Here is a 19,275-nt window from a genome sequence, read left to right as displayed (position 1 = left end):
CTGCATTCAGCTGCCGCCCAGCACCCCACGCGCAATGATGCTGCGCTGCACTTCGGACGAGCCTTCGTAGATGCGCAGGATGCGTGCATCGCGCACCAGGCGCTCCAGCGGCATTTCGCGCGTGTAGCCGTAGCCGCCGTGGATCTGCAGGGCTTCGTCGGTGACGAAGCCCACCATTTCGGATGCATGGAGCTTGGCCATGGCCGAGTGCTGGGTGAAGGGCTGGCCGGCCTGGCGCAAGGCCAGGGCCTGCATGGTCAGTGCCCACGATGCTTCCAGGCGCAGCTTCATGTCTGCCAGCTTCCACTGGATGCCCTGTTTCGTGGCCAGCGGCTCGCCGCCGACCAGGCGCTGGTTGGCCCATTGCGCGGCGGCGGCCAGGGCGGCCTCGGCCACGCCCAGGGCGGTGGCCGCCACGTCCAGGCGGCTGTTGTCCAGCACCTTCATCGCCGTCTTGAAGCCTGTACCCTCGGCGCCCAGCCGGTGGCTGGCAGGCACGCGCACGCCGTCCAGCGATACCTCGAAGGCATGGCCGCCGCGGATACCCATGAGTTTTTCGGGGGCCGAGATCTGGATGCCGGGCAGGTCACGCGGCACGATGAAGGCGCTGACGCCGCGTGCACCAGCCTCCATGTCGGTCTTGGCGAAGACGACCATGAGGCGCGCCTCGGCGGCGTTGGAGATGAAGTGCTTGACGCCCGTGATCAGATAGTCGTCCCCATCGCGCACGGCGCGCGTGCGCATGTCTGCCGGGTGGGAGCCGCCGCGCGGCTCGGTCAGCGCAAAGGCGGCCAGCCATTGGCCGCTGGCGCAGTGCGGCAGCCACTGCTGGCGCTGGGCGTCGTCGCCGCCGATGAGCACGGCATCGGTGCCCAGGTAGTGGGCGCCGATCATGGACGAGGTGGCCGCGCAGGCGCGCGAGATGGCCACCAGGGACAGCAGCATGGCCGTGGGCGTGACGCCGGGGCCGCCCAGCGCCTCGGGCAGGTTCATGCCCATCACGCCCAGGGCCGACAGGCCCGGCACATGGCAGGTGGCGGACAGTGCCTCTTCGTCCATGCGCTGCGCCAGCGGGGCGAGTGCGTCGTCGGCAAATCGGGCCACGGCATCGGCAATGGCGTGGTCGTCGGCGGTGGTGCCCAGTCGTTGGAGGTTCATGTCGGTTGGCTCAATGTGATGGGGAAGAGGGGGCCGCGCCTGCGGTGCCCAGGGCACCGGATGCGCGCAGCGCGGCAATGGCTTCGGCGCCCCGGCCCAGCCACTGCGAGAGCAGGGCCTCGGTGTGCTCGCCCAGGGCCGGTGCGCGCTCGGCGCGGTTGGGTGCGGCGCCGCTGAAATGCACGGGCTGGGTGGGCAGGCGCAGGCCGGGCAGGCGCGGGTCCTGCACCGCGCCGAGCAGGCCGCGCGCCTGGCTCTGGGGCGACTCCAGCGCCTGGGCAATGTTCCAGATGGGGGCGGCGGGCACGCCGGCCGCATCCAGCGCGGCCACCACCTGCGCCACTTCATGCCTGCCGGCCCAGGCCTCGATGGCCTCGCGCAGCGCGGGTTCGTGGGCCGAGCGTGATTCGTCGCTGGCAAAGCGCGGGTCGCCGGCCAGCCCGCCCAGCTCCATGGCCTGCAGGGCGGCGGCGAACAGCTTGTTGTTGAGCACGGCCAGCGCGAAGTGGCCGTCGCCTGCGCGGTACACGCCGAACGGTGCGGACAGCGGATGGCGGTTGCCCACACGGCGTGCGGGCCGGCCCGTGAACAGGTAGCGCGCCACCGAGGTGGCCAGAAAGCTCAGCGTGGTGTCGAACATGGCCACGTCCACCTGCTGGCCCTGTCCCGTGGCGCGCGCCTGCAGCAGCGCGGCCAGCGTGGCCCAGGAGGCGAACAGGCCGGCCACCACGTCGCTGACGGCCTCGCCCACGACGGTGGGCGCGCCATCGGGCTCGCCCGTGGCCTCCATGAGGCCGCTCATGGCCTGCACGATGATGTCGTAGGCCGGCCGGTGGGCCAGCGGCCCGGTCTGGCCGAAGCCCGAGACGCTGACGTAGACCAGGCGCGGATTGAGTGCCCGCAACTGGCTTGCGCCTATGCCCAGGCGCTCGGCCACGCCGGGCCGGAAGTTCTCCACCACCACGTCGGCCTGGGCGGCCATCTCGTGGACCAGGGCCACGGCCTCAGGGTGCTTGAGGTCCAGCACCAGGCTTTGCTTGTTGCGGTTCATCACCGTGAACAGCGCGCTTTCGCCGTTGTTCATGGGGCCGATGGCGCGGTAGTCGTCGCCCTGCGGCGGCTCGATCTTGACGACCTCGGCGCCCAGGTCGGCCAGCAGGGCCGTGGACAGCGGCCCGGCCAGCACGCGCGTGAAGTCGAGGATGCGCACCCCGTCCAGCGGGCGGGCGGTAAGGGGGGTGGACTCGGTCATGGGTGCAGCCTTGGACGGGTGGTCTATGGCTGCATGCTGGCGCGTGATTGAATCAATGGAAAATATTCATTCCTGATTCACTGCATTCAAAAAGATGATCCAAATCAGCCTGCGCCAGCTGGAGTATTTCGTGGCCGCCGCACGCCATGGCAGCACGGCGCGCGCGGCCGAGGCCATCGGCGTGTCCCAGCCGTCCATCTCCAAGGCGATCGCCGACCTGGAGGCGCTGTGGGGCGAGGCGCTGTTCGTGCGCCGCCATGCCAAGGGGCTGGATCTCACGGCGGCCGGCGCGGTGCGCAGCCGCGAGGCCCAGGCGCTGCTGGACGGCGCACGCAGCCTGCAGGGGCCGCGCACGGCGGCGATGGCGGGCGTGCTGCGCCTGGGTTTTCTGAGCACGCTGGGCGCGCGCTGGGTGCCGGCCCTGCTGGCGCAGATGCAGCGCCTGCACCCCGGCATTGCGCTGGAGCTGGTGGAGGGCGATATCGCCTCGCTCACGCAGCAGGTGGAGCGCGGCGAGCTCGATGCGGCCCTGCAGTACGACACGGGCCTGGCGCGCCCCCGCATGGAGCTGCTGCCCGTGGCGGCGCTGCCGCCCTATGTGCTGCTGCCGCAGCGCCATGCGCTGGCGGCCAGGACCAGCGTGGGGCTGGCCGAGGTGGCCCGCTACCCGCTGGTGCTGATCAACCTGCCGCACAGCCGCGAGTATTTCCTGTCGCTGTTCCGCGAGGCCGGCGTGACGCCGCTGGTGGCCCATGAGTTCGCCTCCATCGAGATGCTGCGCTCCATGGTGGCCAATGGCCACGGCCTGAGCGTGCTGACCACGCGGCCAGTGGTGGACCGCGCCCACGATGGCCAGCGCCTGGCCTGCCGCCGCATCCGGGGCCGCGTGGCCCCCCAGGGCGTGGTGCTGGCCGTGCCGGCGGGCAATGCCTCGCCGCTGATTGCACCGTTCTTGAAGGTGGCGCGTGCCGTGATTGCACCGTAGCGGCGCGCAGCCCCGTGGCATGCACCACGGTGGTGAGCGGTTACCCGGGATTTTCCCCAGGTTGTATGGACAAGCTTGGTTGGCACGGCATTTGCTGTTGCTCTCCGTGTTGATCGCAGGTAGATGCAGGATGCTCGCTCCATCACCGGTTTGCCGGGTAATCCTGTATATACATGTCCGGTCGGCAAAAACACACTTCGGGCTCCCGCACTTGTCTGCCTGCGGACCCCGAAACTGCCATCGCCAACTTGCTTTCCCGACCGAGGAGTGCCACATGAGTTCGATCCCCACGTTCCGCCGCCTGCCCCTGGGGCCGCTGGCCGCCGCCCTCTGCCTTGCCGCCGCACTGCAGCCCGCTGCCGCGCAGGAGACCAAGATCACCCTGGGCATGTCGGGCTGGACCGGCTTCGCGCCGCTGACCCTGGCCGACAAGGCCGGCATCTTCAAGAAGAACGGCCTGGCGGTGGACCTGAAGATGATTCCGCAGAAGGACCGCCACCTGGCCCTGGCCTCGGGCGCCATCCAGTGCGCGGCCACCACCATCGAGACGCATGTGGCCTGGAACACCAACGGCGTGCCCATCGTGCAGATCTTCCAGATGGACAAGTCCTATGGCGCCGACGGCATTGCCGTGCGCAATGACGTCAAGGGCTTTGCCGACCTCAAGGGCAAGACGGTGGCCGTGAGCGCGCCGGGCACGGCGCCGTACTTCGGCCTGGCCTGGATGCTGCACAAGAACGGCATGACCATGAAGGATGTGAAGACCGTCTCGCTGGAGCCCCAGCCCGCGGCCCAGGCCTTCGTGGCCGGCCAGAACGATGCGGCCATGAGCTACGAGCCCTACCTGTCCACCATCCGTGCCAACCCGGCGGCGGGCAAGATCCTGGCCACCACCATCGACTACCCCATGGTCATGGACACGGTGGGCTGCGATCCCAAGTGGCTCAAGGCGAACACGGCCGCCGCCAAGGCGCTGGCCCAGTCGTACTTCGATGCGGTGGCCATGATCGAGGCCGACAAGGCCAAGTCCTTCGAGATCATGGGCGCGGCCGTCAAGCAGGGTGGCGAGCAGTTCGGCAAGTCGGCCTCCTACCTCAAGTGGTCCGACAAGGAAGCCAACCAGAAATTCTTCGCCAACGAGCTGGTGCCGTTCATGAAGGAATCGGCCGTGATCCTCAAGGAGGCCGGCATCATCCGCTCCATCCCCGAGAACTATGGCGTGATGTACGACGCCAGCTTCATCCAGTAAGCCCGCCAGGGGATGACCATGCAAGCCGCATCCACTTCCGCAGTCCAGCCGGCTAACAAGCCCATGACCCACGCCACACCGCACGCTCCCGCGCCCGCCGCGGCGCCAGCCCCCGTCCGCCGCCGCCGCATGGCGCCGCTGGAGCCCGTCAGCCCCACGGCCAAGTGGGTGCTGGGTGTGGCCTTCTTCGTGCTGTTCTTTCTCGTCTGGGCGGCTGTGACGCTGGGCGGCTTCGTCTCCCCGACCTTCCTGGCCAGCCCCATGACCATGGCGCGCGAGGGCGTGCTGCTGTTCACCGAGTACGGCTTCCTGCACGACATCGGCATGACGGTATGGCGCGTGATGGGCGGCTTCATCCTGGCCTCCGTCGTGGCCGTGCCGCTGGGCATTGCCATGGGCGCTTGGAAGCCGGTCGAGGCCTTCTTCGAGCCCTTTGTCTCGTTCTGCCGCTACCTGCCGGCCTCGGCCTTCATCCCGCTGCTGATCCTGTGGGCCGGCGTGGGCGAGACGCAGAAGCTGCTGGTCATCTTCATCGGCTCGGTGTTCCAGATCACGCTGATGGTGGCCGTCACCGTGGGCGGCGCGCGCAAGGACCTGGTGGAGGCCGCCTACACGCTGGGCGCCTCCAACACCGGCGTGGTGCGCCGCGTGCTGATCCCGGGCGCCGCGCCCGGCATTGCCGAGACGCTGCGCCTGGTGCTGGGCTGGGCCTGGACCTATGTGATCGTGGCCGAGCTGATCGGCTCGTCCTCGGGCATCGGCCACATGATCACCGACAGCCAGGCGCTGCTGAACACGGGCCAGATCATCTTCGGCATCATCGTGATCGGCCTCATCGGCCTGGTGTCCGATTTCATCTTCAAATCTCTGAACCGTCGCATGTTCGAGTGGAGCACCCTGTGATGAATCTGCTGTCCATTCAAGGTGTTTCGCGCACCTTCACCAGCCACAAGGGCACGAGCACGCAGGCCTTGCTGCCTGTGGATTTCGAGGTCCGCGAGAACGACTTCGTCACCATCCTCGGCCCCTCGGGCTGCGGCAAGTCCACCATGCTGCGCATTGCAGCGGGGCTGGATTTCCCGACCACGGGCCAGGTGCTGCTGGACGGCCGCGCCGTGGACGGGCCGGGCGCCGATCGGGGCATGGTGTTCCAGAGCTACACGCTGTTTCCGTGGCTGACCGTGGCCCAGAACATCCGCTTCGGCCTGCGCGAGAAGGGCGTGAGCGAGGCGCTGCAAAAGGAGCGCAGCGACTACTTCATCGCCAAGGTGGGGCTGCGCGGCTTCGAGAACCACTTTCCCAAGCAGCTGTCGGGCGGCATGCAGCAGCGCACGGCCATTGCGCGCGCGCTGGCCAACGATCCCAAGATCCTGCTCATGGACGAGCCCTTCGGCGCCCTCGACAACCAGACCCGCGTGCTCATGCAGGAGCTGCTGCTGGGCATCTGGGAGGCCGAGCGCAAGACCGTGATGTTCGTCACCCACGACATCGACGAGGCCATCTTCATGGCCAACCGCGTGGCCGTGTTCAGCGCGCGCCCGGGCCGCATCAAGGCCGATATCCCCGTGAACCTGCCGCATCCGCGCCACTACACGGTCAAGACCTCGCCCGAGTTCATGGAGCTGAAAGCCCGGCTGACCGAAGAGATTCGCGCAGAGTCGCTGGCCGCTGCTGCACACTGACGCTTTTCCATGACCACTGCCCACACCATGTCTTCGCGTTCCACGGCTTCCCGACTTTCCGCAACGACGGCGGAGGTGCCCATGGCCCTGTACCAGCAGGTCAAGGACCATGTGCTGCGCAAGATCGCCGATGGCTCGCTGTCGGCCGGCGAGCGCGTGCCGTCCGAGCAGGAGCTGGTGCAGGAGTTCGGCGTGGCCCGCATGACGGCCAACCGCGCGCTGCGCGAGCTGGCCGAGCAGGGCGTGATCGTGCGCGTGGCCGGCGTGGGCTCCTTCGTGGCCGAGGAAAAGCCGCAGTCCACGCTGCTGCGCATCGCCAACATCGCCGAGGAAATCCGCCAGCGCGGCCATGACCACCGCTTCGAGCTGATCAGCGTGCGCCGCGAGTCGGCCTCGCCCGAGGCGGCAGCTTCGCTGCAGCTGTCTGCGGGCAGCTCGGTGTTCCACCTGCAGGGCGTGCATTTCGAGAACGACGTGCCCGTGCAGCTGGAAGACCGCCATGTGAACCCGCGCATGGCGCCGGACTTCATGGAGCAGGACTTTTCGCTGATCCAGCCTTCGGTGTATCTGGTGCGCAACGTGCCCTTCGACCAGATCGAGCATGTGGTGGACGCCATGCTGCCCACGCCCGAGCAGGCGCGCTGGCTGCAGATGGACGCCGACCAGCCCTGCCTGACGCTGACGCGCCGCACCTGGTACCTGGGCACGCCCGTGACCTGGGTGCACTGCGTGCATCCGGGCATGCGCTACCGGCTGGGCAGCCGCTTTCGCACCGACGGCGGATCGCACGACGGCTGAGGCCTGAAAGGCGGGGTTCCCGCTCTTGCGCTGTTCCGCTTCGATTGATATTGTATAGACAGGCATAGACATTCATCCCGGCACACCCTCCCAGACACCGACAGGGCATCACCATGAACACCATCACGACTCCCGGCCTCACCTCTCGTCCCGGCACCGCGCTGACGCTGCAGCCCGGCCAGGTCAGCCTGGCCCAGCTGCGGGCCATCCAGCAGGGCGGCGTGCGCCTGTCTATGGCGGCGCCCGCCTACGAGCGCATGCGCGCCGCCCAGGCCCATGTGCAGCACATCGTGGATGAGGACCAGGTCGTCTATGGCATCAACACCGGCTTCGGCAAGCTGGCCTCCACCAAGATCGCCCATGAACGCCTGGCAGAGCTGCAGCGCAACCTGGTGCTGTCGCACAGCGTGGGCACGGGCGATCCGTTGCCTGACGCCGTGGTGCGCCTGGTGCTGGCCACCAAGGCCGTGAGCCTGGCGCGCGGCCACTCGGGCGTGCGCCCCGAGCTGGTCGATGCGCTGCTGGCCCTGGCCAATGCCGACGTGCTGCCCGTGATCCCTGCCAAGGGCTCGGTGGGTGCCTCGGGCGACCTGGCGCCGCTGTCGCACCTGGCCTGCGTGCTGATCGGCGAAGGGCAGGCCAAGATCGATGGACAGGTGGTGTCCGGCACCGAGGCCATGCGCCACGTGGGCCTGGAGCCCTTCGTGCTCGGCCCCAAGGAGGGGCTGGCCCTGCTCAACGGCACCCAGGTATCCACGGCCCTGGCCCTGGTGGGCCTGTTCCAGGGCGAGAGCGTGTTCGCGGCCGGCCTGGTGGCGGGTTGCCTGACGCTGGAGGCCATCAAGGGCTCGGTCAAGCCGTTTGACGCCCGCATCCACGAGGCGCGCGGCCAGCTCGGCCAGATCGCCGTGGCCGCCGCCGTGCGCGAACTGCTGGACGGCAGCGCCATCGACACCTCCCACCCCCACTGCGGCCGCGTGCAGGACCCGTACTCCATCCGCTGCGTGCCCCAGGTCATGGGCGCCTGCCTGGACAACCTCAGCCATGCGGCCCGCGTGCTGGTGATCGAGGCCAACGCCGCCTCGGACAACCCGCTGGTCTTCGACAACGGCGACGTGATCTCGGGCGGCAACTTCCACGCCGAGCCCGTGGCCTTCGCGGCCGACATCATCGCCCTGGCCCTGGCCGAGATCGGCGCCATCTCCGAGCGCCGCATGGCCCTGCTGCTGGACACCGGCCTGTCGGGCCTGCCGGCCTTCCTGATTGCCGACAGCGGCGTGAACTCGGGCTTCATGATCGCCCAGGTCACGGCCGCCGCCCTGGCTGCCGAGAACCAGTGCCTGGCCCACCCCAGCAGCGTCACCAGCCTGCCCACCTCGGCCAACCAGGAAGACCATGTCTCCATGGCCACCTACGGCGCACGGCGCCTGGGCGAGATGGCGCGCAACACGGCCGTCATCGTGGGCGTGGAAGCCATGGCCGCCGCCCAGGGCATGGACTTCGACCGCAGCCTGAACAGCTCCGAGCTGATCGAGGCGCAGTACGCGCTGATCCGCAGCCAGGTTCCGCACCTGGACCGTGACCGCTACCTGGCACCCGACATCGAAACCATGCGCCAGTGGGCGCTTGCCACGGACTGGCCCCAGGCCATCGTCCGCCACCTGCCCAGCCACCAGGCTGCCTGAACCCCGCAACCGCTCACCCCCCGCATCCAGGAGATCGCCATGAACGCCAACGACGCCATCCTCAACGCCAACGCTGCCACGGCTGCCACCAATCCCCGCTATGACGCCAGCCGCGTCATCCGCGCCCCGCGCGGCAGCGAACTGCACTGCAAGAACTGGCTGGCCGAGGCCGCCTACCGCATGCTGCAGAACAACCTGGACCCCGACGTGGCCGAGAACCCCAAGGCCCTGGTGGTCTACGGCGGCATCGGCCGCGCGGCGCGCAACTGGGAGTGCTATGACCAGATCCTGGAGTCGCTGAAAAAGCTGGAGGCCGACGAGTCCCTGCTGATCCAGTCGGGCAAGCCCGTGGGCGTGTTCAAGACGCACGAGAACGCACCGCGCGTGCTGCTGGCCAACTCCAACCTCGTGCCCCAGTGGGCCAACTGGGAGCACTTCAACGAGCTGGACCAGAAGGGCCTGTTCATGTACGGCCAGATGACGGCCGGCAGCTGGATCTACATCGGCGCCCAGGGCATCGTGCAGGGCACGTTCGAGACCTTTGTCGAGGCCGGCCGCCAGCACTACAACAACGACCTCACGGGCAAGTGGATCCTCACGGCGGGCCTGGGCGGCATGGGCGGCGCCCAGCCCCTGGCCGGCGTGCTGGCCGGTGCCTGCGTGCTGGCCATCGAATGCCAGCAAAGCAGCATCGACTTCCGCCTGCGCACACGCTACCTGGACAAGCAGGCGCGCGACATCGACCACGCGCTGGAGCTCATCGCCCAGCACACGGCTGCGGGCGAGGCCATCTCCATCGGCCTGCTGGGCAATGCCGCCGAAATCCTGCCCGAGCTGGTGCGCCGCGCCCAGGCCGGCGGCGCCCGCCCCGACATCGTGACCGACCAGACCTCGGCCCATGACCTGATCAACGGCTACCTGCCCGTGGGCTGGACCGTGGACGAGTGGCGTGCCGCCGCCGCCGACCCGTCGCGCCATGCCCAGCTCAAGGCCGCCGCCGCCCAGGGCTGCGCCCAGCACGTGCAGGCCATGCTGGACTTCCAGGCCATGGGCATTCCCACGGTGGACTACGGCAACAACATCCGCCAGGTGGCCCTGGACCAGGGCGTGAAGAACGCCTTCGACTTCCCCGGCTTCGTGCCCGCCTACATCCGCCCGCTGTTTTGCGAAGGCAAGGGCCCGTTCCGCTGGGTGGCCCTGTCCGGCGACCCCGAGGACATCTACAAGACCGACGCCAAGATCAAGGAACTGTTCCCCGACAACAAGCACACCCACCGCTGGCTGGACATGGCGCGCGAGCGCATCAGCTTCCAGGGCCTGCCCGCGCGCATCTGCTGGCTGGGACTGGGCGAGCGCCACAAGGCGGCCCTGGCCTTCAACGAGATGGTGAAGAACGGCGAACTCAAGGCCCCCATCGTGATCGGCCGCGACCACCTGGACTGCGGCTCCGTGGCCAGCCCCAACCGCGAGACCGAATCCATGAAGGACGGCACGGACGCCGTCAGCGACTGGCCGCTGCTCAACGCCCTGCTCAACACCGCAGGCGGCGCCACCTGGGTCAGCCTGCACCACGGCGGCGGCGTGGGCATGGGCTACTCCCAGCATGCGGGCGTGGTCATCGTGGCCGATGGCACGGACGAGGCCGCCGCCCGCCTGGGCCGCGTGCTCTGGAACGATCCGGCCACCGGCGTGATGCGCCATGCGGATGCGGGCTACGACATTGCCGTGGCTGCGGCCAAGCGCCATCAGCTGAACCTGCCCATGGTCAAGTGAGCCGCTTGCAGGACACCACGGCAATGCAGCGTTTCGACCTGAACCAGATCGCCGCCAGCCCCTGGAAGAACGGGGGCGGCAGCACGCGCGAGATCGCCTGCTGGCCGCCCGGGGCGGGCATGGAGGCTTTCGGCTGGCGCATCAGCGTGGCCACCATTGACCAGCCCGGCCCGTTCTCGGCCTTTGCGGGCGTGGACCGGCAGATCATGCTGCTCGATGGCGACGGCGTGCACCTGCGCGGCGAAGGCATCGACCATGTGCTGGACGCGCGCTGGCAGCCGTTTGCCTTCTCCGGCGATGTGGCGCTGGGCTGCTCGCTGCTGGGCGGCACTTCCACCGACTTCAACGTGATGGCGCGGCGCGGCCGGTGGCGGGCGCAGGTCCAGGTGCTGGACAGCGCTGCCGACGCCGGCCGCGCCGACGCCGGCCTGTGCATGGTGCTGCAGGGCAACTGGCAGGCGGATGGCGCTGCGCTCATCCCCGGCCAGGGCCTGTGGTGGAGCGCGCCGCAGCCCGACCCGCAGCAGCTGGCGCCGCAGACCGACGACGCGCGGCTGGTGCAGGTGCTGCTGCAAGCCTGCTGACGACCCACGACATCCAAGGAATCCACCCATGACCGAGTCCCACGCACCCGCTTCCGCACTCGCTCCATCCTCTTCGGCCGACGGCTGCTGGCAGAACCTGCGCCTGGCGCCTGACATGTTCGAGGCCGGCCAGGCCGTGGGTGACGGGGAGGATGCCTGCATCGTGGTGCAGCAGGGCCGCGTGGCCTGGGTGGGGCCGCAGCAGGCCCTGCCGCCCGCATATGCGTCCCTGCCGCGCCATGACGGCCAGGGCATGCTGGCCACGCCGGGCCTGGTCGATTGCCACACCCACCTGGTCTATGGCGGCGAGCGCGCCAACGAATTCGCCATGCGCCTGGACGGCGCCAGCTACGAGGAAGTGGCCCGCGCCGGCGGCGGCATCGTCTCCAGCGTGCGTGCCACGCGCGAGGCCAGCGAGGACGAGCTGTTCGCCCAGGCCCTGCCGCGCCTGCAGCAGCTGCTGGACGAGGGCGTCTGCGCCATCGAGATCAAGTCGGGCTACGGCCTGGCGCTGGAGCACGAGCGCAAGCAGCTGCGCGTGGCCCGGCGCCTGGGCCAGGCCCTGGGCGTGACCGTGCGCACCACCTTCCTGGGCGCGCATGCGCTGCCGCCCGAGTACGCAGGGCGCAGCCAGGACTACATCGACCTCGTCGCCGGCACCATGCTGCCCGCGCTGGCGGCCGAGGGCCTGGTCGATGCGGTCGATGTGTTCTGCGAGCGCATCGCCTTCTCGCTGGCCGAGACCGAGCAGGTCTTCCAGGCCGCACGCCGCCTGGGCCTGTCCGTCAAGCTGCATGCCGAGCAGCTGTCGAACATGGAGGGGGCGGCCCTCGCGGCCCGCTATGGCGCGCTGTCGTGCGACCACATCGAGCACCTGTCCGAATCCGGCATTGCCGCCATGCGCGGCGCGGGTTCCGTGGCCGTGCTGCTGCCCGGCGCCTACTACACGCTGCGCGACACCCACATGCCGCCCATCGCTGGCCTGCGCGCCGCGGGCGTTCCCATGGCCGTCTCTACCGATCACAATCCGGGCACCTCCCCCTGCCTGAGCCTTTTGCTCATGGCCAACATGGCCTGCACCCTGTTCCGGCTCACCGTGCCCGAGGCCCTGGCGGGCATCACCCGCCATGCCGCGCGCGCCCTGGGCCTGCAGGACGAGCATGGCCTGATCGCGGCCGGCCGTCCTGCCCACTTCGTGCTCTGGCCCGTGCGCCATGCGGCCGAGCTGGCCTACTGGTTCGGCAACCGGCCGGACTGCACCATCGTGCGCCAGGGCCGCATCGTGCGGACCCGCTGCGGGCAGGGGAGCCACTGAAAGCCTGCTCATGTCCCATGCACTGTTTCTCGATGAATTGATTTCCACCCTGGGCGCCGAAGTGGCGCAGCGCGGCGACGATGTGCCCGCGCGCTACCACACCGACTGGAGCGGCACGCCGCCCCAGCGCCCGCTGGCCCTGGTGCGCCCGCGCAGCACCGACGAGGTCAGCGCGCTCATGCGCCTGTGCACGGCCCACCGCGTGCCTGTCGTGCCCCAGGGCGGGCTCACGGGCCTGGCCGGTGCGGCCGTGCCCGTGCCGGGTGCCGTGGCCGTCTCCATGGAGCGAATGAACGCCATCGAGGACGTGAACGCGCGCACCGCGCTGATGACCGTGCAGGCCGGCGCCACGCTGCAGGCCGTGCAGGAGGCGGCCGTGGCCGCAGGCATGGTCTTCGGCGTGGACCTGGGCGCGCGCGGCAGTTGCCAGATCGGCGGCAACGTGGCCACCAATGCGGGCGGCAACGGCGTGCTGCAGCACGGCATGATGCGCGAGCAGGTGCTGGGCCTGGAGGTGGTGCTGGCCGACGGCACGGTGCTGCCCATGCTGCGCCCCATGCTCAAGAACAACACGGGCTACGACCTCAAGCAGTTCTTCATCGGCTCGGAGGGCACGCTGGGCATCGTCACGCGCGTGCTGCTGCGCCTGCGTCCCGCGCCCCAGGCCCGCGCCACGGCCCTGGTGGCCGTGCCGGACTTCGATGCGGCGCTGTCCGTGCTCGCGCGCATGCAATCGCGCTTTGGCAACGGCGTGGCGGCGTTCGAGCTGATGTGGGACAGCTTCATCCAGGCCTCCATCCGCTGGCAGAAGCTGCAGCCGCCCTTTGGCCAGGCGCATGCGCTGCTGGCCCTGATCGATGTGGACGGCAAGGACGAGGCCACGCTGCGCGCCGACGTGGAAGAGGCCCTGGGCGAGGCCATGGAGGCCGGCGAGGTGGCCGATGCCGTCATCGCCCAGTCCGTGGCCCAGGCGCGCCAGCTGTGGAAGCTGCGCGAGGCGCCGGCCGAGCTCAACACGAACATGCATCCGCCCGTCAACTTCGACGTCAGCCTGCCCCAGGCCGACATCGGCCGCTTCGCCGATGCCTGCCGCGCCGCGTTCGACGCGCGCTGGCCCGGCCACCACTCGCTGTTCTTCGGCCATGTGGGCGACGGCAACCTGCATGTCTCGGTGGACGGTGCCACCGCCAACGGCGACTGCGAAGGCGTCGAGGCCGCGCTGTACCACCTGGTCGCGGAGTTCGGCGGCAGCGTCTCGGCCGAGCACGGCATCGGCCTGCACAAGAAGCCCTATCTCGGCGCCAGCCGCACGCCGGCCGAACTGGCCGTGATGCGCGCCATCAAGCAGGCGCTGGACCCCCTGCATCTGTTCAACCCCGGCAAGGTATTCGACCTATGAACGCTCCCGCCCTCCACGCGATCCACACCCTGGCACGCCCCGAAGTGCCGCCGCTGCCGCCGTACAACGCAGGCCTGTCCTCCGAGGCCGTGCGGGCGCGCTACGGCGTCACCGAGATCGCGCGGCTGGCGAGCAACGAGAACCCCTTTGGCGCCAGCCCTGCTGTGGCCCGCGCCCTGGCCGACCTGGCCCTGCATGTGGGCACCTATCCCGATGCGCAATGCACGGCGCTGCGCGCGGCCATCGCGGCGCGCACCGGCGTGCCGGCCGAGGCCATTGCCGTGGGCAACGGCTCCGAGGACATCCTGCAGATGCTGTGCCAGGCGTTTCTCTCGCCCGGCGACCGCGTGCTCACCCAGTGCCCGGCCTTCGGCCTGCACGAGATCTACCCGCGCATGATGGGCGCCCGCGTCGAGCTGCTGGAGCTGACGCCCGCACTGGGCTTCGATGTCGATGCCTGGTGCCAGGCGCTGGCGCGCGGCCCCAAGATCGCCATGCTGGCCAATCCCTCCAATCCCGTGGGCTGCATGTTCAGCGCCGGAGATTTCGGGCGCCTGCTGGACGCCACGCCGCCGCAGACCCTGCTGGTGGTGGACGAGGCCTACTACGAGTACGCCCTGCACGCCGACGGCTACCCCGACGTGCTGGCCCTGCTGCGCGGCCGCGCCATGCCCTGGATCGTGCTGCGCACCTTCTCCAAGGCCTGGGGCCTCGCAGGCCTGCGCGTGGGCTACGGCCTGGCCAGCGACGCGGCCCTGGTGCAACTGCTGGACCGCGTGCGCACGCCCTTCAACGTCAACCAGGCCGCCCAGGCGGCGGCGCTGGCGGCCTGGGGCGATGAGGACTTCATGCAGCGCGGCGTGGCCGAGACCGTGCGCCTGCGCGATGTGCTGGCGCAGCGGCTGGCCGCCCTGCCTGCCCTGCCCGCACTTCGGATGGCGCCTTCGGCCGCCAACTTCCTGTTCATCGACATCGGCCGTCCCAACGGTCCCGTGAACGAGGCGCTGCTGGCCCGGGGCATCATCACCAAGCCCTGGAAGGAGCCGGGCTTCGAGCACTTCATTCGCGTCTCCGTGGGCACGGAGGCCGACAACGAACGCTTCGTGCGCGCGCTGGCCGACATCCTGGAGGCCGTGCAATGAGCGGCATCGACCCGACACCCGACAGCCGCACGCTGTTCGCCGAGCACGCGCTGCTGCCCACGGGCTGGGCGCGCAATGTGCTGCTGCGCTGGGATGGCGCAGGGCGCCTGCAGGCCGTACAGGCCGACGCCCCACCCGGCAGTGCGCCGCGCGCGCCCGGCCCCGTGCTGCCCGGCATGCCCAACCTGCACTCGCATGCCTTCCAGCGCGCCTTTGCGGGCCTGACCGAATACCGCGCCGAGGCCCAAGACAGCTTCTGGAGCTGGCGCGACCTCATGTACCGCTTTGCCGCGCGCATCACGCCCGAGTCGCTGGAGGCCATCGCCACTTGGCTGTACGTGGAGATGCTGGAGGCCGGCTACACCTCGGTCTGCGAATTCCATTACGTGCACCACGACCGGGATGGCCGGCCCTATGCCGACGACGCCACGTTGTCCCTGGCCCTGCTGCGCGCCGCGCGCAAGGCCGGCATGGGCATCACCCTGCTGCCCGTGCTCTACCAGACCAGCGGCTTCGGCGGCAAGCCGCCGCGCGCCGACCAGGCGCGCTTCATCCGCAGCACCGACAACATGCTGGCCCTGCTGCAGCGCCTGCTGCCCGAGGCGCGCGCACAAGGCGCGGCCCTGGGCCTGGCGCCGCACTCGCTGCGCGCCGTGCCGCCCGACAGCCTGCGCGTGGCGGTGGAGGGCCTGACGGCGCTGGACGCGCGCGCGCCCGTCCACATCCACATTGCCGAGCAGACCCAGGAGGTGGACGACTGCCTGGCCTGGAGCGGCCAGCGCCCCGTGCAATGGCTGCTGGAGCATGCCCCCGTGGACGCGCGCTGGTGCCTGGTCCACGCCACCCACATGACGCCCGGTGAATACGCGGGCGCCGCGCGCAGCGGCGCCGTGGCCGGCATCTGCCCCACCACCGAGGCCAACCTGGGCGACGGCATCTTCGACATGCCGCAATGGCTGGGCCACGGCGGTGCCTGGGGCGTGGGCTCGGACAGCCATGCCTGCGTCAACGCGGCCGAGGAACTGCTGATGCTCGAATACAGCCAGCGCCTGTCGCTGCGCCAGCGCAACGTGCTGGCAGGCCCCGACCCGCAGGTGGGCACCGCGCTGTGGACCGCCGCCGTGCAGGGCGGCGCCCAGGCCGCAGGCCGCCCCGTGGCCGGGCTGGCCGTGGGCCAGCAGGCCGACTTCCTGGCGCTGGACGCAGACCATGTGGCGCTGGCCGGCCTGCCGGTGCAGGCCATGGTCTCGGCCCATGTCTTTGGCAGCCACCGCAGCAGCGCCCTGCACAGCCTCTGGGTGGGGGGCGAGCGCCGCGTGCAGGCTGGACGGCATGCGCTGCACGAGGCGGCAGCCCATGGCTTTGTCGCGGCCCGCGCGGCCACCCTGCAATCCTGAGGCACCCGCATGCCATGGGCCCGCAAAATCCGCCAGAAACGTTCCAGAATCACACCATGACCGATACCGCTCCCCCTCCCTTCGTCTTCCACCAGGGCACGGCGCCGCTGCTGATCTCCATGCCGCATGCGGGCACCCATGTGCCGCCCGACATCGCCGCGCGCCTGACCGAGGAAGCCCGCCACGTGCCCGACACCGACTGGCACCTGCCGCGCCTATACGAGTTCGCCAAGGCCATGGGCGCCTCCATCCTGGTGGCCACGCATTCGCGCTATGTGGTGGACCTGAACCGTCCGCCCGATGGCGCCAGCCTCTACCCGGGCCAGAGCGTCACCGGCCTGTGCCCCGTGGACACCTTCGACGACACGCCGCTGTACGCCGACCCGGCCGATGTGCCCGCGGACGCCGAGATCGCCGCGCGCCGCGAAGCCATCTGGGGCCCATACCACGCACAGCTGCGCGCCGAGCTGGACCGCCTCAAGGCCGTGCACGGCACCGTGGCGCTGTGGGACGCGCACTCCATCCGCTCGGTGCTGCCGCGTTTCTTCGAAGGCAAGCTGCCCGACCTGAACCTGGGCACCGGCAAGGGCACGAGCTGCGCGCTGGAGCTGGCCGAGCATCTGCTGGCCATTGCGCAGACCGCGCCGGGCCACACCGCCATACTCAACGGCCGCTTCACGGGCGGCTACATCACGCGCCACTACGGCCAGCCCGAGGCCGGCATCCACGCCGTGCAGCTGGAGATGACGCAGTGCAGCTACATGCAGGAAGCCCTGCCCTTCGACTACCTGCCCGAGCGCGCCGAACAGATCCAGCCCACGCTGCAGCGCATGCTGCAGGCGGTGCTGGACTTCGTCACGACACGGCGCGTGTCCTGATCAGCCTTCGTCGTGGCAGTGGCCCGGGCAGGGCCCGCCCATGGCCACGGGAGGCGGGTCGCCCAGCCAGCGGCGCGGCCCCGGGCCGTTCTGTGCGCACAGGTCGCCGGGGTTGTGCAGCACGCAGTGGCGCAGCGACAGGCAACCGCAGCCAATGCACTGGTCCAGGCTCTCGCTGAGCCGCTGCAGCTCGCCTATGCGGTCGTCCAGCCGCTGCTTCCAGACCCGCGACATCTTCTGCCAGTCCCCGCCCGTGGGGACATGGCGGCTGGGCAGCTTGGCCAGCTGCTCGGCGATCTCCTCCAGCGTGAAGCCGATGCGCTGGGCGAACACCACGAAGGCGATGCGCCGCAGCGACGAGCGGTGGTAGCGCCGGTGGCCGCTGGCGCTGCGCACGGACTCGATCAGGTTCAGCGACTCGTAAAAGCGCAGCGCCGAGGCCTTGACCCCGCTGCGCTGCGCCACGTCGCCGATGCTGAGCAGCGGATCATCCTCGGTTTTCATGGTGGCTTTCCTTTGTGGCTTGACTTCAAGTTCACTTGAACTCGAAGAATGCGGCCATTCTGAGCGAAAGCGCAGGAACAGGGCAACCGGGTCTGTACCGCCCATGCGAGCGTCCTGGCCGGACTGCGAAATTCTTTGGCTGAGTGCTGCAATGACGCAGCTGCCGTTCATTCATACAGTAATGGGTCTCATTTGTATTGAATGGCATCGGCCGGAGGTTTCCATGTACATCGACAGCAGCAGCTTTCCCCTGGTCCGCATGGGCTACGAGCGCGACAAGGCCGTGCCCGTGGACCGCTTGCTGGAGGACTTCTCGGCCCTGCTGGCCCGCGGCCAGGCCTTTGTCTTCTTCAGCGACGGCGACATGGCCCAGGAGGAGCGCTCACCTGAGGAGCGCAAGCAGGTCGTGCTGTGGATGAAGGCCCGCCGCCCCGAGCTCAAAAGCCTGGTGCGCGCCCTGGTCCACGCCGAGCCCGATGCGCACAAGCGCGCCGAGGCCGAGGCCTTCGCACAGATGTTCGGCAAGGCCTGGGGCTATCCCATGCTGCTGGTGGCCTCCCCCGAGGAGGCGCAGCAGCGTGCACGGGAGCTGCTCGGGTCCGATTGATGACCGATTGACATGAACTGAGAGAAACACCATGAATGCCGTGGATTCCGCCCTGCTCAAAGTCCTGCCCGAGAGGTGGGACCCCGACCATGTGGACCGTCCCGTGATCGTCCTGCCCATGCGGTCGGGGCCCGGCGACTGGGGGATGAACTTCCATGCCCACCGCAAGAGCCAGCTCATGGTCACCCATGCGGGGCTGATCACGCTGGAGACCGATGCGGGCGTCTGCGTGGTGCCGCCGCGCAGCGCCGCCTGGATTCCGGGCGGCACGCTGCACCGCGTCAGCTGCAGCGGTGCGGCCAGCGGCTACGTGGTCTTTGTCGAGGCAGGGGCCGTGCGCCCCGTGCCCGGACCCTGCCATGCGCTGGCCGTCTCGCCCTTTCTCAGTGCGCTGCTGGACCGCGTGCAGGGCCTGCCGCAGGACTACGAGCCCGACAGCGGCGATGGCCGGCTCATGCAGGTGCTGCTCGACGAGATCCAGGCGGCGCAGCCCGAAGGACTGCACCTGCCCCTGCCGCACGACCGGCGCCTGCGCCGCATGACCAACGCCCTCTGCGAGCAGCCGCAGCTGCAGGCACGGCTGGCCGACTGGGCCCAGCGCATCGGCATGAGCGAGCGCAGCATGACGCGGCTGTTCCTGGCCGAGACCGGGCTTACGGTCAACCAGTGGCGCCGCCAGCTGCATGTGCTCACCGCACTGCAAAAGCTGTCCGAGGGGCTGCGCATACAGACCGTGGCAGATGCCCTGGGCTACGAGAGCGCACCCGCCTTCGTGACCATGTTCCGCAAGGCGGTGGGCACCTCGCCGCGCCGCTTCCTGGCGCTGCGCAGCGCACCCTTGGCGGGCGGCGGCGCAGGCCTCTGAGG

At 69.7% G+C, this 19,275-nt stretch carries 18 protein-coding genes; 15 read left to right on the top strand and 3 right to left on the bottom strand.

What is annotated here, in order from left to right; genetic code table 11:
• Positions 1 to 6: 6 nt before the first annotated feature.
• Both ACUTR7_RS21895 and ACUTR7_RS21890 read right to left on the bottom strand, forming a co-directional pair.
• Positions 7 to 1,158: an acyl-CoA dehydrogenase family protein gene (locus ACUTR7_RS21895; RefSeq protein ID WP_445609818.1), complete on the bottom strand. Its 1,152-nt coding sequence runs from the start codon at positions 1,156 to 1,158 to the stop codon at positions 7 to 9.
• A 10-nt stretch (positions 1,159 to 1,168) separates the two neighbouring features.
• A complete protein-coding gene (locus ACUTR7_RS21890; protein WP_202757689.1) occupies positions 1,169 to 2,410 on the bottom strand; it encodes a CaiB/BaiF CoA transferase family protein in 1,242 nt (413 codons plus the stop codon).
• A gap of 94 nt (positions 2,411 to 2,504) precedes the next feature.
• On the opposite strand from ACUTR7_RS21890, the gene ACUTR7_RS21885 reads away from it, so the two are divergent.
• The 13 genes from ACUTR7_RS21885 (at position 2,505) to hutG (ending at position 17,297) form a co-directional block, all read left to right on the top strand.
• A complete protein-coding gene (locus tag ACUTR7_RS21885) occupies positions 2,505 to 3,395 on the top strand; it encodes a LysR substrate-binding domain-containing protein (RefSeq protein WP_445609817.1) in 891 nt (296 codons plus the stop codon).
• Positions 3,396 to 3,669: 274 nt separating this feature from the next.
• Complete coding sequence (locus tag ACUTR7_RS21880) at positions 3,670 to 4,644, top strand: ABC transporter substrate-binding protein (RefSeq protein WP_192368601.1); 975 nt, start codon at positions 3,670 to 3,672, stop codon at positions 4,642 to 4,644.
• An 18-nt stretch (positions 4,645 to 4,662) separates the two neighbouring features.
• On the top strand, positions 4,663 to 5,547 hold the full coding sequence (locus ACUTR7_RS21875) for an ABC transporter permease (RefSeq protein WP_016447378.1): 885 nt from the start codon (positions 4,663 to 4,665) through the stop codon (positions 5,545 to 5,547).
• On the top strand, positions 5,547 to 6,326 hold the full coding sequence (locus ACUTR7_RS21870; RefSeq protein ID WP_012202086.1) for an ABC transporter ATP-binding protein: 780 nt from the start codon (positions 5,547 to 5,549) through the stop codon (positions 6,324 to 6,326). The genes ACUTR7_RS21875 and ACUTR7_RS21870 overlap by 1 nt, the downstream gene beginning before the upstream one ends.
• 27 nt (positions 6,327 to 6,353) lie before the next feature.
• Positions 6,354 to 7,124 (top strand): histidine utilization repressor, encoded by a 771-nt coding sequence (gene hutC, locus ACUTR7_RS21865; RefSeq protein WP_049801468.1) that lies wholly within the window; start codon positions 6,354 to 6,356, stop codon positions 7,122 to 7,124.
• A gap of 113 nt (positions 7,125 to 7,237) precedes the next feature.
• On the top strand, positions 7,238 to 8,809 hold the full coding sequence (gene hutH / locus ACUTR7_RS21860) for a histidine ammonia-lyase (RefSeq protein ID WP_445609816.1): 1,572 nt from the start codon (positions 7,238 to 7,240) through the stop codon (positions 8,807 to 8,809).
• A 39-nt stretch (positions 8,810 to 8,848) separates the two neighbouring features.
• Positions 8,849 to 10,582: a urocanate hydratase gene (gene hutU, locus ACUTR7_RS21855; RefSeq protein WP_012202089.1), complete on the top strand. Its 1,734-nt coding sequence runs from the start codon at positions 8,849 to 8,851 to the stop codon at positions 10,580 to 10,582.
• 23 nt (positions 10,583 to 10,605) lie between these two features.
• Positions 10,606 to 11,166: a HutD/Ves family protein gene (locus tag ACUTR7_RS21850; protein ID WP_034399041.1), complete on the top strand. Its 561-nt coding sequence runs from the start codon at positions 10,606 to 10,608 to the stop codon at positions 11,164 to 11,166.
• Positions 11,167 to 11,194: 28 nt separating this feature from the next.
• On the top strand, positions 11,195 to 12,481 hold the full coding sequence (gene hutI / locus ACUTR7_RS21845) for an imidazolonepropionase (RefSeq protein ID WP_445609815.1): 1,287 nt from the start codon (positions 11,195 to 11,197) through the stop codon (positions 12,479 to 12,481).
• A 10-nt stretch (positions 12,482 to 12,491) separates the two neighbouring features.
• Positions 12,492 to 13,880: an FAD-binding oxidoreductase gene (locus ACUTR7_RS21840; protein ID WP_445609814.1), complete on the top strand. Its 1,389-nt coding sequence runs from the start codon at positions 12,492 to 12,494 to the stop codon at positions 13,878 to 13,880.
• Entirely contained in the window at positions 13,877 to 15,022 is a 1,146-nt protein-coding gene (locus ACUTR7_RS21835) for a histidinol-phosphate transaminase (protein ID WP_445609813.1), read from the top strand. The genes ACUTR7_RS21840 and ACUTR7_RS21835 overlap by 4 nt, the downstream gene beginning before the upstream one ends.
• Positions 15,019 to 16,419 carry a formimidoylglutamate deiminase gene (locus ACUTR7_RS21830; RefSeq protein ID WP_445609812.1) on the top strand — a complete coding sequence of 467 codons (1,401 nt, stop codon included), beginning with the start codon at positions 15,019 to 15,021 and terminating at the stop codon, positions 16,417 to 16,419. Before ACUTR7_RS21835 ends, ACUTR7_RS21830 begins: the two co-directional genes overlap by 4 nt.
• A 14-nt stretch (positions 16,420 to 16,433) precedes the next feature.
• Positions 16,434 to 17,297: an N-formylglutamate deformylase gene (gene hutG, locus ACUTR7_RS21825; protein ID WP_051941033.1), complete on the top strand. Its 864-nt coding sequence runs from the start codon at positions 16,434 to 16,436 to the stop codon at positions 17,295 to 17,297.
• On the opposite strand, the gene soxR is transcribed toward hutG, so the two are convergent.
• The gene (gene soxR / locus ACUTR7_RS21820) at positions 17,298 to 17,801 is read right to left on the bottom strand and encodes a redox-sensitive transcriptional activator SoxR (protein WP_012202096.1); all 504 of its coding nucleotides are present in this window, start codon (positions 17,799 to 17,801) and stop codon (positions 17,298 to 17,300) included. It abuts the gene before it with no gap.
• Between the two features lie 223 nt (positions 17,802 to 18,024).
• Here soxR and ACUTR7_RS21815 point away from each other — a divergent pair, with 223 nt between their 5' ends.
• The gene (locus ACUTR7_RS21815) at positions 18,025 to 18,408 is read left to right on the top strand and encodes a hypothetical protein (protein WP_047473663.1); all 384 of its coding nucleotides are present in this window, start codon (positions 18,025 to 18,027) and stop codon (positions 18,406 to 18,408) included.
• 31 nt (positions 18,409 to 18,439) lie between these two features.
• A complete protein-coding gene (locus tag ACUTR7_RS21810; RefSeq protein WP_013800053.1) occupies positions 18,440 to 19,273 on the top strand; it encodes a helix-turn-helix domain-containing protein in 834 nt (277 codons plus the stop codon).
• Positions 19,274 to 19,275: the final 2 nt, after the last annotated feature.

This window comes from Delftia sp. NA_296.1 (genome assembly GCF_052692095.1).
Note: the sequence above shows the minus strand (reverse complement) of the source record. Positions and strands in the feature narration are given on the sequence as shown.

Excerpts from the sequence above, each read along its gene's own strand:
- ACUTR7_RS21895 (WP_445609818.1), bottom strand. The coding sequence starts at position 1,158 with ATGAACCTCCAACGACTGGGCACCACCGCCGACGACCACGCCATTGCC.
- ACUTR7_RS21890 (WP_202757689.1), bottom strand. The coding sequence starts at position 2,410 with ATGACCGAGTCCACCCCCCTTACCGCCCGCCCGCTGGACGGGGTGCGC.
- ACUTR7_RS21885 (WP_445609817.1), top strand. The coding sequence starts at position 2,505 with ATGATCCAAATCAGCCTGCGCCAGCTGGAGTATTTCGTGGCCGCCGCA.
- ACUTR7_RS21880 (WP_192368601.1), top strand. The coding sequence starts at position 3,670 with ATGAGTTCGATCCCCACGTTCCGCCGCCTGCCCCTGGGGCCGCTGGCC.
- ACUTR7_RS21875 (WP_016447378.1), top strand. The coding sequence starts at position 4,663 with ATGCAAGCCGCATCCACTTCCGCAGTCCAGCCGGCTAACAAGCCCATG.
- ACUTR7_RS21870 (WP_012202086.1), top strand. The coding sequence starts at position 5,547 with ATGAATCTGCTGTCCATTCAAGGTGTTTCGCGCACCTTCACCAGCCAC.
- hutC (WP_049801468.1), top strand. The coding sequence starts at position 6,354 with ATGTCTTCGCGTTCCACGGCTTCCCGACTTTCCGCAACGACGGCGGAG.
- hutH (WP_445609816.1), top strand. The coding sequence starts at position 7,238 with ATGAACACCATCACGACTCCCGGCCTCACCTCTCGTCCCGGCACCGCG.
- hutU (WP_012202089.1), top strand. The coding sequence starts at position 8,849 with ATGAACGCCAACGACGCCATCCTCAACGCCAACGCTGCCACGGCTGCC.
- ACUTR7_RS21850 (WP_034399041.1), top strand. The coding sequence starts at position 10,606 with ATGCAGCGTTTCGACCTGAACCAGATCGCCGCCAGCCCCTGGAAGAAC.
- hutI (WP_445609815.1), top strand. The coding sequence starts at position 11,195 with ATGACCGAGTCCCACGCACCCGCTTCCGCACTCGCTCCATCCTCTTCG.
- ACUTR7_RS21840 (WP_445609814.1), top strand. The coding sequence starts at position 12,492 with ATGTCCCATGCACTGTTTCTCGATGAATTGATTTCCACCCTGGGCGCC.
- ACUTR7_RS21835 (WP_445609813.1), top strand. The coding sequence starts at position 13,877 with ATGAACGCTCCCGCCCTCCACGCGATCCACACCCTGGCACGCCCCGAA.
- ACUTR7_RS21830 (WP_445609812.1), top strand. The coding sequence starts at position 15,019 with ATGAGCGGCATCGACCCGACACCCGACAGCCGCACGCTGTTCGCCGAG.
- hutG (WP_051941033.1), top strand. The coding sequence starts at position 16,434 with ATGGGCCCGCAAAATCCGCCAGAAACGTTCCAGAATCACACCATGACC.
- soxR (WP_012202096.1), bottom strand. The coding sequence starts at position 17,801 with ATGAAAACCGAGGATGATCCGCTGCTCAGCATCGGCGACGTGGCGCAG.
- ACUTR7_RS21815 (WP_047473663.1), top strand. The coding sequence starts at position 18,025 with ATGTACATCGACAGCAGCAGCTTTCCCCTGGTCCGCATGGGCTACGAG.
- ACUTR7_RS21810 (WP_013800053.1), top strand. The coding sequence starts at position 18,440 with ATGAATGCCGTGGATTCCGCCCTGCTCAAAGTCCTGCCCGAGAGGTGG.